This is a genomic window from Streptomyces sp. NPDC032198 (assembly GCF_040636975.1).
Taxonomy (GTDB): Bacteria; Actinomycetota; Actinomycetes; order Streptomycetales; family Streptomycetaceae; genus Streptomyces.
In genome coordinates this window covers 245,481-259,185 of the sequence record NZ_JBEZVL010000013.1, presented here as the reverse complement: position 1 = coordinate 259,185, position 13,705 = coordinate 245,481, and the positions used below count along the sequence as shown (strand labels likewise).

General features: G+C 72.4%; 8 protein-coding genes. 4 read left to right on the top strand and 4 right to left on the bottom strand.

Annotated features, from left to right (window positions below; genetic code table 11):
- Nucleotides 1-19 precede the first annotated feature (19 nt).
- Genes AB0E78_RS31660 through AB0E78_RS31650 form a run of 3 tightly spaced genes read left to right on the top strand, consistent with a single transcriptional unit; the run spans nt 20 to nt 6,974 of the window.
- Nucleotides 20-1,819, top strand: a complete 1,800-nt coding sequence (locus AB0E78_RS31660) for a fatty acyl-AMP ligase (protein ID WP_361839720.1) — start codon at nt 20-22, stop codon at nt 1,817-1,819.
- Nucleotides 1,816-5,895 (top strand): type I polyketide synthase, encoded by a 4,080-nt coding sequence (locus tag AB0E78_RS31655; protein ID WP_361839717.1) that lies wholly within the window; start codon nt 1,816-1,818, stop codon nt 5,893-5,895. The genes AB0E78_RS31660 and AB0E78_RS31655 overlap by 4 nt, the downstream gene beginning before the upstream one ends.
- 56 nt (nt 5,896-5,951) lie before the next feature.
- On the top strand, nt 5,952-6,974 hold the full coding sequence (locus AB0E78_RS31650) for an alpha/beta hydrolase family protein (RefSeq protein ID WP_361839714.1): 1,023 nt from the start codon (nt 5,952-5,954) through the stop codon (nt 6,972-6,974).
- Here the strand turns inward: AB0E78_RS31650 and AB0E78_RS31645 are convergent.
- Nucleotides 6,916-7,899, bottom strand: a complete 984-nt coding sequence (locus AB0E78_RS31645; protein ID WP_361839712.1) for an acyl-CoA desaturase — start codon at nt 7,897-7,899, stop codon at nt 6,916-6,918. The two genes, AB0E78_RS31650 and AB0E78_RS31645, sit on opposite strands and share 59 nt — an antisense overlap.
- Before the next feature lie 188 nt (nt 7,900-8,087).
- Here AB0E78_RS31645 and ccrA point away from each other — a divergent pair, with 188 nt between their 5' ends.
- The gene (gene ccrA / locus AB0E78_RS31640; RefSeq protein WP_361839709.1) at nt 8,088-9,368 is read left to right on the top strand and encodes a crotonyl-CoA carboxylase/reductase; all 1,281 of its coding nucleotides are present in this window, start codon (nt 8,088-8,090) and stop codon (nt 9,366-9,368) included.
- Nucleotides 9,369-9,426: 58 nt separating this feature from the next.
- Here the strand turns inward: ccrA and AB0E78_RS31635 are convergent, their stop codons facing one another.
- From AB0E78_RS31635 to AB0E78_RS31625, 3 genes are all read right to left on the bottom strand, one after another.
- Complete coding sequence (locus AB0E78_RS31635; protein WP_361839706.1) at nt 9,427-9,861, bottom strand: hypothetical protein; 435 nt, start codon at nt 9,859-9,861, stop codon at nt 9,427-9,429.
- Nucleotides 9,858-11,177, bottom strand: a complete 1,320-nt coding sequence (locus AB0E78_RS31630; protein WP_361839703.1) for a hypothetical protein — start codon at nt 11,175-11,177, stop codon at nt 9,858-9,860. The genes AB0E78_RS31635 and AB0E78_RS31630 overlap by 4 nt, the downstream gene beginning before the upstream one ends.
- Before the next feature lie 102 nt (nt 11,178-11,279).
- Nucleotides 11,280-13,499: an AAA family ATPase gene (locus tag AB0E78_RS31625; protein WP_361839701.1), complete on the bottom strand. Its 2,220-nt coding sequence runs from the start codon at nt 13,497-13,499 to the stop codon at nt 11,280-11,282.
- Between the last annotated feature and the right edge of the window lie 206 nt (nt 13,500-13,705).

Genomic DNA, 13,705 nt, shown 5'->3' with positions numbered 1-13,705 from the left:
CTGTCCAGTTGGAGCCGCCATGTCCGCCCCGCAGACACCTCAGCCGTCCGAAGGCCCCCTGCTGACCGACCACTTGGCGCACTGGGCCGTCAACCGGCCGCACCAACGTGCCTTCACCTACGTGGAGTTCCCCGATCCGTCATCCCCCGGCCTGCACCACACCCTCGGCTGGCACGGTCTCGACGTCCGCGCCCGCGCGATCGCCGGACGGCTCGCGGCGATGGCGGGCCCCGGCGAACGAGCGGCCCTGCTGCTCCCGCAGGGTCTCGACTACGCGGCTGCGTTCCTCGGCTGTCTCTACGCGGGGGTGATCGCGGTGCCGCTGTTCAGCCCCGGACTCCCCGGCCATGAGGGCCGGTTGGCGGCGGTCCTCGCCGACTGCGAGCCGTCCTGCGTGCTGGCCGACGCGGGAACGGCTCCCGGGATCGAGCGATTCATGGCCGCGCAAGGACTGCCGCCGGTGCCCGTCGTCCTGGTCGACCAGCCGGGCGATACCCCGGCGTTCACCCTTCCCGAGCGGCTCGAACCGGACGACATCGCCTACCTCCAGTACACCTCCGGCTCCACGCGCAGCCCGGCGGGCGTCGTGATCAGCCATGCCAACGTGGTGGCCAACGCCCGGCAGGCCATCGAAGCCTTCGAGGCCGAGGCGGCGGGCCACACGACGGTCGGCTGGCTGCCGCTCTTCCACGACATGGGCCTCGTCCTGAGCGTGGCCGCGCCCGTCGTCGGCGGCTTCCCCTCGGTCCTCATGGACCCGGTCGCCTTCCTCGAACACCCCGTGCGCTGGCTGCGGCTGCTCGCCGCATACCCCGGGACGATCAGCGCGGCCCCCAACTTCGCCTACGACTACTGCGCGAGCAGGATCGACAGGGACGAGGCCGCCGAGCTGCGCCTGGAGCGCGTCAAGGTCCTCATCAACGGCAGCGAACCCGTGCGCCCCGGCACGGTCGACCGCTTCCGCGACGCGTTCGCCGAGGCGGGACTCGCCCCCGCGGCGCACTGCCCGGCGTACGGCCTCGCCGAGGCCACCGTCTTCGTCACGACGGACACCTTCGACGCACCGCCCACCGTTCTGGCCTGCGACCCGTTGTACCTGTCCGAAGGTCGCCTCGACGTAAGGGAGTTGACCGACCCGGACGCGACACACCTGGTCGCCTGCGGCACCCCGGCAGGGCAGGAGCTGCGCATCGCCGACCCGGCCACCGGCGCCGCACGGGAGACGGGCGAGGTCGGCGAGATCCTGCTGCGCGGCCCCAACATCGGCCTCTGCTACTGGAAACGGAACGGACTCTCGGAAGAGGTGTTCGGCTTCCGTCCGCCCGACGCCACCGGCGGGGACGGCGAGCCGGGATGGCTGCGCACGGGCGACCTCGGCGCGCTCCACGACGGGCGGCTCTACGTCACCGGGCGGCTCAAGGACCTGATCATCGTGGACGGCAGGAACCACTACCCCCAGGACGTCGAGGAGACCGTGCAGTCCGCCGTCGACCTCGTGCGCAGGGACCGGCTCGCCGCGTTCTGCGTGCCCTGGACCGGCACGGAGAGCGACGTCCTGGTCGTCGTCGCCGAGCACCGGCGGGGCGCGGAGCCCACGGAACAGGACCGGCTCGCCGCCCTGCGCACCGCCACGGCAGCCGTGTCGGCCCGGCACGGACTGCGCCTCGCCGAACTCCTCCTCATCCCGCCGGGCTCGCTGCCCAGGACGAGCAGCGGCAAGGTCGCGCGGGCCGCGGGCCGGGCGCGCTACCTGCTCGGCGCATTCGGCGACGGCGGCCGGAGCGACGGCGGCCGGAGCGGCACGGAGGACGCGCGATGAGCCAGGCGGGTCAGGCGGAGATCCGGGCCGCGATCGTCGACAGCCTGAGCGCCTGGTACGGCCTCGCGGCCGACGAGATCGCCGACGACCGCCCGCTGGCGGAACTGGGTCTCACCTCACGCGACGCGGTCGTCCTCACGGCACGCCTCAGCGACCTCGCGGGCACCCGGCTGCCCGCGACGCTGCTCTGGGAGGCGTCGACGATCGGCGCGCTCACGGAGCGGGTGGCGCGCGGCGAACCGGAGCACGGCGGGTCGCCGTCGGTGCGGAGGGCCGCGGGCACACCGCCCGCGGGAGCCGACGCGCCGGTCGCGGTCATCGGCATCGGCTGCCGGCTGCCCGGTGGCGTCACTTCGCCCGCCGCGTTCTGGCGGCTCCTGAGCGAGGGCCGCGACGCCGTGGGCACCATCGGCGACGACCGCTGGGCGCCCTTCGTGCGGGAGGGCAGGAGCCTGCCGGACGACCTCAGCAGGCACGGCGGCTTCGTCGGGGACGGGGGCATCGACGGCGTGGCGGGCTTCGACGCCGAGTTCTTCGGCATCGGCGCGGACGAGGCCACCGCCATGGACCCGCAGCAGCGCATGCTCCTGGAGGTCGCCCGCGAGGCCGTCGACCACGCGGCGCTGCCCGTGCCGTCCCTCGCGGGCACCCGTACCGGAGTCTTCGTGGGCATCAGCGGCAACGAATACGCCCATCTCACCACCGCCGTACCGGAGTCGATCGGCGCCTGGACCCCGCCGGGCGCGGCCCTGAGCATCGCCGCGAACCGCCTCTCCTATCTCCTGGACCTGCGTGGCCCGAGCATGGCGGTCGACACGGCGTGCTCCTCCTCGCTCGTCGCCGTGCACCACGCGGTACGCAGCCTCGGCGCGGGGGAGAGCGACAGGGCGCTCGCCGCCGGGGTGAACCTGCTCCTCTCCCCGGCGGTGACACTCGGTTTCCAGCGTGCGGGGGCGCTGGCCGCCGACGGGCGCTGCAAGGCGTTCGACGTGTCGGCCGACGGCATGGTGCGCGGCGAGGGATGCGGGGTCGTCGTCCTCAAGCGCCTCGCGGACGCCGAACGCGACGGCGACCGTGTCCTCGCGGTCATCGAGGCCACCGCGGTCAACTCCGACGGGCGTTCCAACGGACTCACCGCGCCCAGCGCGGACGCCCAGCGCACACTCCTTGAGCAGTGCCACGCCACGGAGGCCGCTTCGGTGGACTACGTCGAGGCACACGGCACGGGCACGGCGCTCGGCGACCCGATCGAGGCGTCCGCGCTCTCCGCCGCCCTCGGCGCGGCGCAGGGGCGGGCCGCCGACCAGCCGCTGCTCATCGGCTCGGTGAAGACGAACATCGGCCACCTGGAGGCCGCGGCGGGCATCGCCGGGTTCATCAAGACGGCCCTTGCCCTGCACCACGACGAGATCCCGCCCCACCTGCACTTCACCGCACCGGGCCCGCACGCCGACCTCGACGCGCTGGGCCTGCGCGTCGTCACGGGGGCCGAGCCGTGGCCCCGCTACTCGGGCACGGCACGGGCGGGAGTCTCGGCGTTCGGCTTCGGAGGCACCAACGCGCACGTGGTCCTCGCCGAACACCGGGTGCCGCGCGGCCCACGCCCGGCGGTCACCGCCCCGGCCGTGACCCTGCTCGACGGCGTCACCGAGGACCGCGTCCGCACGTACGCGGGAGAGCTGGCCCAGTGGCTGTCGGCACCGGACAGCCGCTCCGTCCGCCCGGCGGATCTGGCCCGCACCCTCTCCGGCCGCGTGGGGCGTGGCCGCCACAAGGCGGCGGTCGTCGCCCGCGACCGCGCTGAGCTGACCACGGCCCTGGCCCGCCTGGCCGGACGGGAGCCCGACGGGCGGGTGGTCGTGGGGGCGCCACCCACGTCCGGGGGCGGTCCCGGGGCGGTGTGGGTGTTCTCCGGGTACGGGTCGCAGTGGCCCGGCATGGGAACCGAACTCCTCGCCACGGAGCCGGAGTTCGCCGCATCGGTCGACCGCCTCGAACCGCTGCTGCGCGAGCGGGCCGGCATCTCCCTGCGGGACTGCATGGACGCCGGAGCCGAGCTGACATCGACGGCCGTCGTCATGCCCGCCCTCTTCGGGATGCAGGTCGCCCTCGCCGAGCTGTGGAGGTCGTACGGCTTCGAGCCCGCGGCCGTGATCGGCCACTCCCTGGGGGAGATCGCCGCGGCCGTGGCCTGTGGCGCCCTCGACGTGGCCACCGGCGCGCGCGTCGTCGCGATCCGTTCGCGGCTCCTCGCCGGGCTCACGGGCGGCGCCATGGCCGTGGTGGACCGCCCCGGCGAGCACATCGCGGCCCTGGCCGCCGACTTCCGCACGCTGCAGGTCGCCGTGCACGCGTCGCCCGCACAGAGCGTGGTCACCGGCTCCGCGGACGACGTGCGCGGACTCGTCGACCGCGTGACCGGAGAGGGCGGCTTCGCCCGCTCCCTGCGCGTCACCGGCGCCGGGCACTCGCCCGACGTCGACCCGCTGCTCGGCGCGTTCACCCGGGAACTCGGCGCCGTGCCCCACGCGCGGCCCGGCTGCCGCCGCTACTCCACCGTCCTCGCCGACCCGCGCGACCCCGCGCCCTGCGACGCCGACTACTGGGTGGCCAATCTGCGGCGCCCGGTCCGCTTCACGCAGGCGGTACGCGCCGCCGCCGACGACGGCCACCGGCTGTTCCTCGAAGTGGCGCCGCACCCCACGCAGTTGCACCCGCTGACCGAGACGCTGCGGGACGCGGGGGCCGAGGACTCGCTGATCCTGCCGACCCTGCGCCGCGGCACCGACGACGCCCTCACCTTCCGTACGTCGCTGGCATCGCTGCTCGTACGAGGCGTCGGCGGGCCGGCGTCACTTCAGGGCCTGCATCCAGGCGCGCGCATCGTCGACGTCCCGACGCCTCGCTGGCGGCACCGCCGCTTCTGGGCGGGGGAGGCACCCGGCCCGCACGCGACACCACGTCCCGCGCCGGCCCCCGCCCGTGCCACGGGGCCGCTCGACCGCCTCCGCGGCTGCGTGGCCGACGTCATGGGCTACACCCCGGACCGCATCGACGCCGACACTCCGCTCACCGACCTGGGGCTGGACTCGCTCACCGCGGCGCGCGTCGGGGCCGCGGTGGAGCGGGAGTTCGGGGTGGAGGTGGAGCCGGGGGTGCTGCTGCGGCAGGCGACGCTGAGAGGGGTCGCGGAGTTCCTGCCGGACCGTCGGCCCGAGGGGCGGGGCCGAGCTCCCGGTCGGGTGGGGGAGGAGCCCAGGGCGACGTCCGTCGAAGGCCCCTTCCGCGTTCTGGCGGACTCGGGCCACGGCACCCCCCTCTTCCTGGCCCACGCGGCGGGCGGCAGCTCCGAGGTGTACGCACGCCTCGCCGAACGCCTCTCCGGCTCCCGCCCCGTGTACGGCTTCGACCGGCTGGCGGCCCCGGAGGACGTCGGGCCCCGCGCGGCGGACTTCGCGGAACGCATCCGTGCGACAGCTCCCAACGGCCCATGGCTGCTGGGTGGTTGGTCCTATGGAGGGTTGTTGGCCCAGGAGGCCGCGCGGCTCCTCGCGCCCCACGGCACCGTCGGCGCTCTGGTGCTCCTCGACTCCGTACTGCCCTTGCCGGTGCCTCCAGGGCTGAGCCCGGTGGCGGAAGCCCGCCGCCGCTATGCCGACTTCGCCGCGTACGTCACCCGCACCTACCGCACCCAACTCGCCCTGCCCTACGAGGAACTGGCGCGCCTCGACGACGCCGAGCAGATCGCCCTCGTCATGAAGGTCCTCGAACAGGCCGTCGACCTCCCGCAGGCAGTGCTCGACCATCAGCGCACCTCGGCCCTCGACCTCCGCAGTGGTGAACGCCACAGGCCCGGCCCGTACAGCGGCCGGACCCTCCTCTACCGGGCGACGGAACCGGCCCCGCACACCGTGCGCGACACCCGTTACGAACGGGACGACGAAAGCCTCGGCTGGGACGCCCACTGCACCGACCTCACGGTGACCCCGCTGCCGGGCCACCACCTCTCGCTGCTCGATCCCCCGGTCGTGGACACCCTCGCGGAACTCCTGACGCGAGACCTGCCCGACGCCTGACCGTTCACCTTTCCCGCCCGTTCCCGTCCGCCCGGCCGCCCGAGAAGAGGACCCCCATGCCGCAGAAGCACCGCAGACCACGCAAGAAGCTCGCCGCCCTCGCCACGGCCACCGCGCTCCTCGCCACCGGCGGCGCCCTCGGCACCTCCACCGCCCTGGGAGCGCCCACCGCGGCTCCGTCGGCGGCCCGGGCCGCCGAGGGCCCGCGCGTCGTGAGTGAGAAGTGGCTCGACGCCCGCACCGTCGACCTCACCGTGGCCTCACCCGCCGTGGGCAAACAGCTCCCCGTACGCGTCATCCTGCCCGCCCGTTTCAAGGAACAGCCGGACCGCACCTGGCCCGTGCTCTATCTCCTCCAGGGCGCCCACGACGACTACACCTCCTGGACCCGCGAGACGGACGTCGAGGAGTTCCTCGCCGACAAGGACGTCCTCACCGTGATCCCGGCGTCGGGCCCCACCGGCATCCCCACCGACTGGTGGGACCACGGCAGCTCCACCGCCCCCGACTACGAGACCTTCCAGGTCGAGGAGTTGACGGGACTGCTGCGCGACACCTACCGGGCGAACGGCACCCGTGCCGTCGCCGGAGTCTCGACCGGTGGCTACGGCGCCATGGCGTTCGCCGCCCGGCACCCCGGCACCTTCGGCGCGGCGGCCTCGTACAGCGGAGTCCTGGACACGACGGCCCTCGGCATGCCGACCGTGATGAATGCCATCGTCGCCCGGGAGCTCCAGCTCCCCTCCGCCCTCTGGGGCAGCCCCTTCCTGCACCGCGACAACTGGAACCGCCACAACCCCGCCGCCCTCGCCAAGAGCCTGGCGGGAACACGGCTCTATGTCTCCCAGGGCAGCGGCATCCCCAGCACCGACTTCGGCAACCTCGAAGGGGCGGTCCTGGAGGGCACGCTGTGGAGCCAGGCACACGGATTCGCGAAGCAGCTGGACCGCGCCGGAGTCCCGGCGACGGTCAACTTCTACCGTGGCGGCTCGCACGCCTGGCCCTCCTGGCAGCGGGAGTTCAAGGCTTCGTGGCCGACGCTGGCGGCGGGCCTTGGGCTTCCCCCGCAGTCGCCCTGACGCCGGTGGAGAGGCGGGCCAGCCGCCGCTCGTCCGGCCACCGCACCGCGCTGGCCCAGGAAGCCAGCTCGAACAGGCGGATGAGCCGGGCGCTGGAGTCGAGCTGCCCGCGCAGCACACCGTGCCGGGCGGACGTCGGGTCGGCGTGATGGAGGTTGTGCCAGGACTCGCCGCCGGAGAGCGGCGCGAGCCACCACACATTGCCCGAACGGTCCCGCACCCGGAAGGGGCGGGCCCCGCTGATGTGGCAGATCGAGTTGATCGACCAGGTGACGTGATGGAGCAGACCGATGCGGACGAGTCCCGCCCAGAAGAAGGCGGACCAGGCGGCGCCCGAGTCCCAGCCGCCGTCGCCCCAAAAGCCGCCGACCACGGCGGGCGCACCGAACGAGAACAGCACGATCAGCGGCTGCCAGCGCGCCACCAGGATCAGATCGCGGTCGGCGAGGAGGTCGGGGACGTACTTCTCCTTGTTGGTCTTGTCGTTGTTGAAGGTCCAGCCGACGTGCGCCCACGCCATGCCCTTGAGCAGGGCGCGCACGGAGGTGCCGAACCGCCAGGGGGAGTGCGGGTCTCCCGGCTGGTCCGCGAACTGGTGGTGGCGGCGGTGATCGGCGCACCAGGTGATCGCGTCGCCCTCGACGGCCATCGTCCCGGCCACCGCAAGCGCGATCTTGAGGGGGCGGGCGGCCTTGAACGCCTTGTGCGTGAACAGGCGGTGGTAGCCGATGGTGATGCCGTGCACGGCGACGGCGTACATCACCGCGCCGATCACCAGATCGTGCCAAGTGACCCCCCACCCCCACAGCACGATCACGGACGCGATCACCGCGACAAAGGGAACTCCGACGAACACCCCTACGACGATCCGGTCGGCCGTGCCCATGCGTTCGCCCCAAGCGGCGTTCGCGCTCTCTTCTGCCATGGGATTTCCTCACCTTCCAGTGCGGGTGAGCCGGACATTAGCGACGGAAATAGGGAGGTCTCTACTCGGAAAGTGATGACAGGGCCAGGGGTCGATTAGCGATCCTGGTGAATTGTCGCCGAACGCTTGTGCGGGACGGGTGTTCCGCCGCACTGTGCAACCCATTGGACAGCCGAAGGAGGAACCGCATGGATGTGCTCGCAGAGGCAGTCGTCGCGGGAGCCGACGCGGACGAGCTGCGCCGACTGCCCGTACCCGCCGAATTCACCGCCGCGCATCTGCGGAAGGACGATGTGGAGAGTTTCACGGGGGTGGCGGACAAAGATGTCCGAAAGACACTCCATGTCGGCTCCGTGCCGATGCCCGAACTCGCCCCCGACGAAGTCCTGGTGGCCGTCATGGCGAGCGGGATAAATTACAACACCGTGTGGTCAGCGATGTTCGAGCCGTTATCCACGTTTTCCTTTCTGCGGCATTTCGGTGCGAAAGGAGGATGGGCCGCGCGGCACGACCAGCCCTATCACGTGGTGGGTTCGGACGCCGCGGGAGTCGTCGTCCGTACGGGAGCCGGGGTGCGCCGCTGGAACATCGGCGACGAGGTCGTGGTCAGCCCCGCCTACGTCGACGACGAGGAACCGGCGACCCACGCCGACGGCATGCTCGGCGACGGCCAGCTCGCCTGGGGCTTCGAGACCAACTTCGGCGGCCTCGCCCACTACTGCGTGGCCCGCGCCAGCCAGCTCCTGCGCAAGTCGGACCGGCTGACCTGGGAGGAGGCGGCCGCCAACCCGCTCTGCGCGGGCACCGCCTACCGCATGCTGGTCAGCGACCGCGGCGCCCGCATGACCCAGGGCGACATCGTGCTGATCTGGGGCGCGGCGGGCGGCCTTGGCGCGTACGCCGCGCAGCTCGTCCGCAACGGCGGCGGCATCGCGGTGGGCGTCGTCGGCAGCGAGGAGAAGGCCGAGCGCGCCCGTGCCTTCGGCTGCCACGCGGTGATCAACCGCGCGGAGATCGGTCTGACCGGCACCGCTCCGGCCGACCCGGCGGCGGTAGGCAAGCGGCTCGGCAAGCGGATCCGCGCCGAGGTGGGGGAGGACCCGCACATCGTGTTCGAGCACGTCGGCCGGGCGACCTTCGGGGTCTCCGTCTTCGTGGTCCGCCGCGGCGGCGCCGTCGTCACCTGCGGATCGAGCACCGGCTATCTCCACGAGTTCGACAACCGCTACCTCTGGATGCGCCTCAAGCGCGTCATCGGCAGCCACGGGGCCAACCTCCAGGAACAGGCCGCGGTGGCCCGCCTCCTCGACCTCGGGCACATCCGGCCCGCCCTGTCGGTGACGTATGACCTCCAGGACACCGCCGAAGCCGCCCGCCTCGTCCAGGCCAACCGCCACACGGGAAAGGTCGGCGTGCTCGCGCTCGCGCCGACGACCGGCCTCGGGAAGAGGAGCGCGGCCCCGGCATGACACGAGATGGGCCCTCCCGCTCGACGGGAGGGCCCACCTCGGGTGCGTGCGTCGGTGGTCAGCGCACCGTTACATAGACGACGGGCGAGATGGCACCCCCGCCGACGATGCGCAGGGAGTTGCGTCCCTTCCAGCCGAGCTTGACCCGCATGTTGTACGCCCCGTTGCGCGCGGTGTACACCGACGCGGGCAGCGACACCCAGCGCTTGCCCTGCTTCTGCTGCAGCGTGACGCGCGTACCGGCCCGCATGTGGCGGGCGACTCCGTAGATGTGGAAGTCCTGCCACGCCCGCACGCTGCTCACGGTCGACTTCGCCGTGAGCGTCGGACGAGGGGCCGCGGTCCGAGCCATGCCGGGCTCGTGCGAGGCGTGCGGGCTCACGGCGCCGGCACCGGCCGCCGCGGGGCCCGTCAGAACGGCGAGGGCCGCGACGCCCGCCACCGACACGTACTTCATCGACGCGTACTTCAGCTTCAACCGGTTACCGGTCAACGTCCTGTCTCCATCTCTCTGTTGTTTCCGCTGTTTCCTCGATCGGTCGCTCCGCCGAGAAAGCTCTTCCAGCCGCCCGCGGGCCGCTCGCCGACCTCGAGTCCGCGCAGCCTGGCGAGGACGGCCGGGTCCTGTACGTCGAGCCAGTCGACGAACTGCCGGAAGGACACGAGACGCACGTCCTTCTTGCCGGCCATGCGCTTGAGTGCCGCCTCGACGGCGTCCATGTAGATGCCGCCGTTCCACTCCTCGAAGTGGTTGCCGATGAAATAGGGGGCGCGGTTCGTCTCGTAAGCGCGCCGGAAACCGGCCAGGTACGACTGGGTCGCCTGTGCGCGCCAGCCGGGATAGCGGTACGAGGGGGCCCGCGTCGCATTCTTCGACTGGTTGGCCAGGACGTTGTAGTCCATGGAAAGGACCTCGAAACGGTGTCCGGGGAACGGGATCTGCTGGAGCGGCAGATCCCACACCCCGAGGCGTTTCTCCGGCCACCGCTGTGTTCCGCCGGGCGAGGAGGAGTCGTAGCGCCAGCCCCGTTCGCGGGCGACGGGCAGCAGATTGTTCTGGCCGAGGAGGCAGGGCGTGCGCCCGCCGACGAGTTCCTTGTCGTAGTCGAAAGGCAGCGACGCCAGATCGGTCCAGCCGGTGTTCGTGCGCCATTCCTTCACGAAGGAGGTGGCCTGGTCGATTTCACTGTGCCATTGCGCGGGCGTCCAATGGGCGACGCTTCCGCTGCCGGTGCAGAAGTGCCCGTTGAAGTGCGTGCCGATCTCATGGCCCTCGAGCCATGCCTGGCGTACGTACTTCAGCGTCTCTCTGATGTGACCGTCGGTCAGGTAGCCGATGTCCGAGGCGCCTACGGCGTTGTTCGGCGGTTCGTAGAGCCGCTTCTTCGATTCGGGCAGGAGATAAAGACCCGAGAGGAAGAACGTCATCCGTGCGTCGTGTTCCTCGGCCAGCTTGAGGAAACGCGGGAAGAGACCGTTGCCGACCTCACCCGCACCGTCCCAGGAGAAGATCACGAACTGCGGGGGCGTCTCGCCCGGCTCGAGGGGTACGGGCGTGGTCGGCTGGTTGGGCTGTCTCCCCGTGTACGCGGTCGAACCGTCGCCGATGGGCTTCGCGGGACTCTGGTTCCGCTGCGCGCCGTGCCCGCCGCCCTCTCCCCGATGTCCGTCCCCCTGCGTCCGTCCGGACGGTGACGGAGAGGCCGCATCGCCGGATCCCCGCTCCTTCGCACCGCACCCGGCGAGGCCCGCGCCCGCCGTCACCGCAAGTCCCAGCCCCAGCGCGCGCCTTCGGCCGACCGAGTGCATGCCCGCTCCGTTCGCTCGCTTCCTGGTCGAACCATGTGTAGACCGCAGGAAGATGAACGAATCAGATGATTAAGGTCTTTTACGTAATTTGACCCGAGTGCCTCAAGTCCCCGGCGGGTCCCACCCGTACGGAGGGGTCCACTCGACTCCGCCGAACGCGGGGCCGTGTTCGATCGCGGTGATCAGCCGGTGGACCGAGTCGGCGCCGAGCGGGCCGGACACCGAGACGACCCCGGCGAGCGCCTTGTGCGCGCGGCGCCACGCCCGACTGCGCCGACCGCGCAGATGCTCGACGAGGGCGTGCGCGTACTGCGTCATGGAGCGCGTCCATATGTCGTGCCGGGTCTGTGTGCCGGCCGACGCGCGGCGGACACTGTGCAGGGCGTCGGCCGGACGGACCCGCGCCTGCGCCACGGCGAGCTCGGCCCAGCTGACCGCGGCGGGCGGGCCGTGGTCGGCGTGGGTGGGCACGGTGTGGGCGGCTTCCCGCAGATGTTCGATCGCGCGCTCCGTCTCGCCGTTGCGCAGCGCGATGACGCCTTGTACGTGGGCGACCCTGCCGATGGTCGCGTCGTCCCCGGAGAGGACGGCCACGCGCCAGGCCTGGCCGAGAAGTTCCTCGGCCTCCGGCGCGCCGGTGCACGCCGCGAGCCAGCCGGCCAGCCACAGGGCCTGTCCGCAGCCCAGGGTGTCCGCGCGGCCGAGCGGCAGCAGCCGCCGCAGATGCTCGCGCCCCTCGGCCGCGTGTCCGCACACCGCCCACCAGAACCACAGGTCCACGACCATGCCGAGGGCGGTCGCACTCCGGTCGGCGGTGTGCGGGCCCCGCTCCAGGGCGGCCCGCAGGTCTGGCTCCTCGTCGCGCAGCAGCAGGGTCGCCTGCTCGTGCCGTCCGGTGCTCCACAACTGGTGGGCGGTGGAGGCGACGGTGCGGTACCAGGTGAGGTGGCGGGTGGCCGCCGCTGCGGACTCGCCCGCGGATTCCAGACGTTCGGCTCCGAAGCCGCGGGCCGCCGCCGGCAGCCGGTAGCGGGGCTGCAGCACGCCGCCGGGGTCACGCACCGGTTCGAGCACCGAAGCCAGGACGAGCCGTGCCAGGCAGGACGCCACGCGCGCGGGGTCGAGTCCGCCGCCCGCGCACACGTGGACGGCGGCGTCCTCGTCGAACTCGCCCGCGAAGACGCTGAGCCGCGCCCAGACGCTGCGCTCGGCCTGCCCGCACAGCGCGTAGCTCGCGCCCACGGCGGCCCGCAAGGACCGGTGCCGCCGCAAGGGAGCCTCCGGCCTGCCGAGCCAGCCCTGGCCGGGCCGCAGCATCCGCGCGAGCTGCGCGGGCGGATGCAGGGCGGTCTGCGCCGCCGCGAGCTCCACCGCGAGCGGTACGCCTTCCACCTGGGCGCAGATGTCACTCACGGCGCGCAGTTCGGCTGCGTCGGGTGCGGGCGCGGTGTCACACGTGGACGGTCGCGTGTCCTCCCCGCGCCGGAGGCCGCTCGCCCGCTCCATGAAGAGCCGCACCGCGGGCCCTGGTTCCTCCTCCGTCCCCGGAGCGTCGACGGGGAGTGGCCTGAGATGCAGTACCAACTCCTGGCCGAGGCCCAGCGGTTGCCGCCCCGTAGCGAGAACGCGCACGCCCGGCGCGTGCAGCAGCAGCGACTGCACCAGGCGTACACACTCGTCCCGTACGGGGTCGAAGTCATCGAGAACCACGAGCACGCGGCGGCCCCGAAGCCGCGACATGAGCTCCGACTCACAGCCACCACCGTGCTCCCCACCGCTCCCCTCGCCTCCGGCCAGGGGCGGCCCCTGCTGATCGCGCTCGGGTGCTGTGGACAGGCTCTGCTCGCCAGCTTCGCCAGCTTCGCCAGCTTCGCCAGCTTCGCCAGCTTCGCCAGCTTCGCCAGCTTCGCCAGCTTCGCCAGCTTCGCCAGCTTCGCCAGCCTCGCCAGCCTCGCCAGCCTCGCCAGCCTCGCCAGCCTCGGCTGTCGCGGGTGGGTCCTGCTCGCCCCAGTCCCCCGAAAGCACACCCAGCTCACCCCCGCCCGCCCGCACTCCCGTCTCCCCGTCCATCGCCTCGACCACCGCCCGCGCCACCGACTGGCCTCGCGCGCAAGCCCCGTCCCACCACCGCACGATGACCACGCCGTCCGTCAGCTGGCTGCCCATCGCCGTCGCGGCGTGTGCCGCGAGGGCGCTCTTGCCGACGCCCGCGCCTCCCGTCACCGTCACCAGCCTGCTCTGGGCCAGCAGACGGCGGAGTCTCGATAGTTCCTCGGCCCGGCCCATCAGGCCACCCCCGCGCACACGCACTCGCCCCGTCATCCCCTTCACGCTCGGGCCCTTCCATGCCGCGAGCCCTGCCGCCCGCCCCACGCCACACTGCCGTGCAGAATCGTCACTGCAATGATTTCGACAGATCTTCTAACTCCGCGTCCCGATCTGGGTTACGGGGCGAAGGACCGGTCGGTCGGGCGGATCAGTCAGGCAGATCAGCCGTCACCGGCGTCCTGTCCGACGTGACCAAGAAC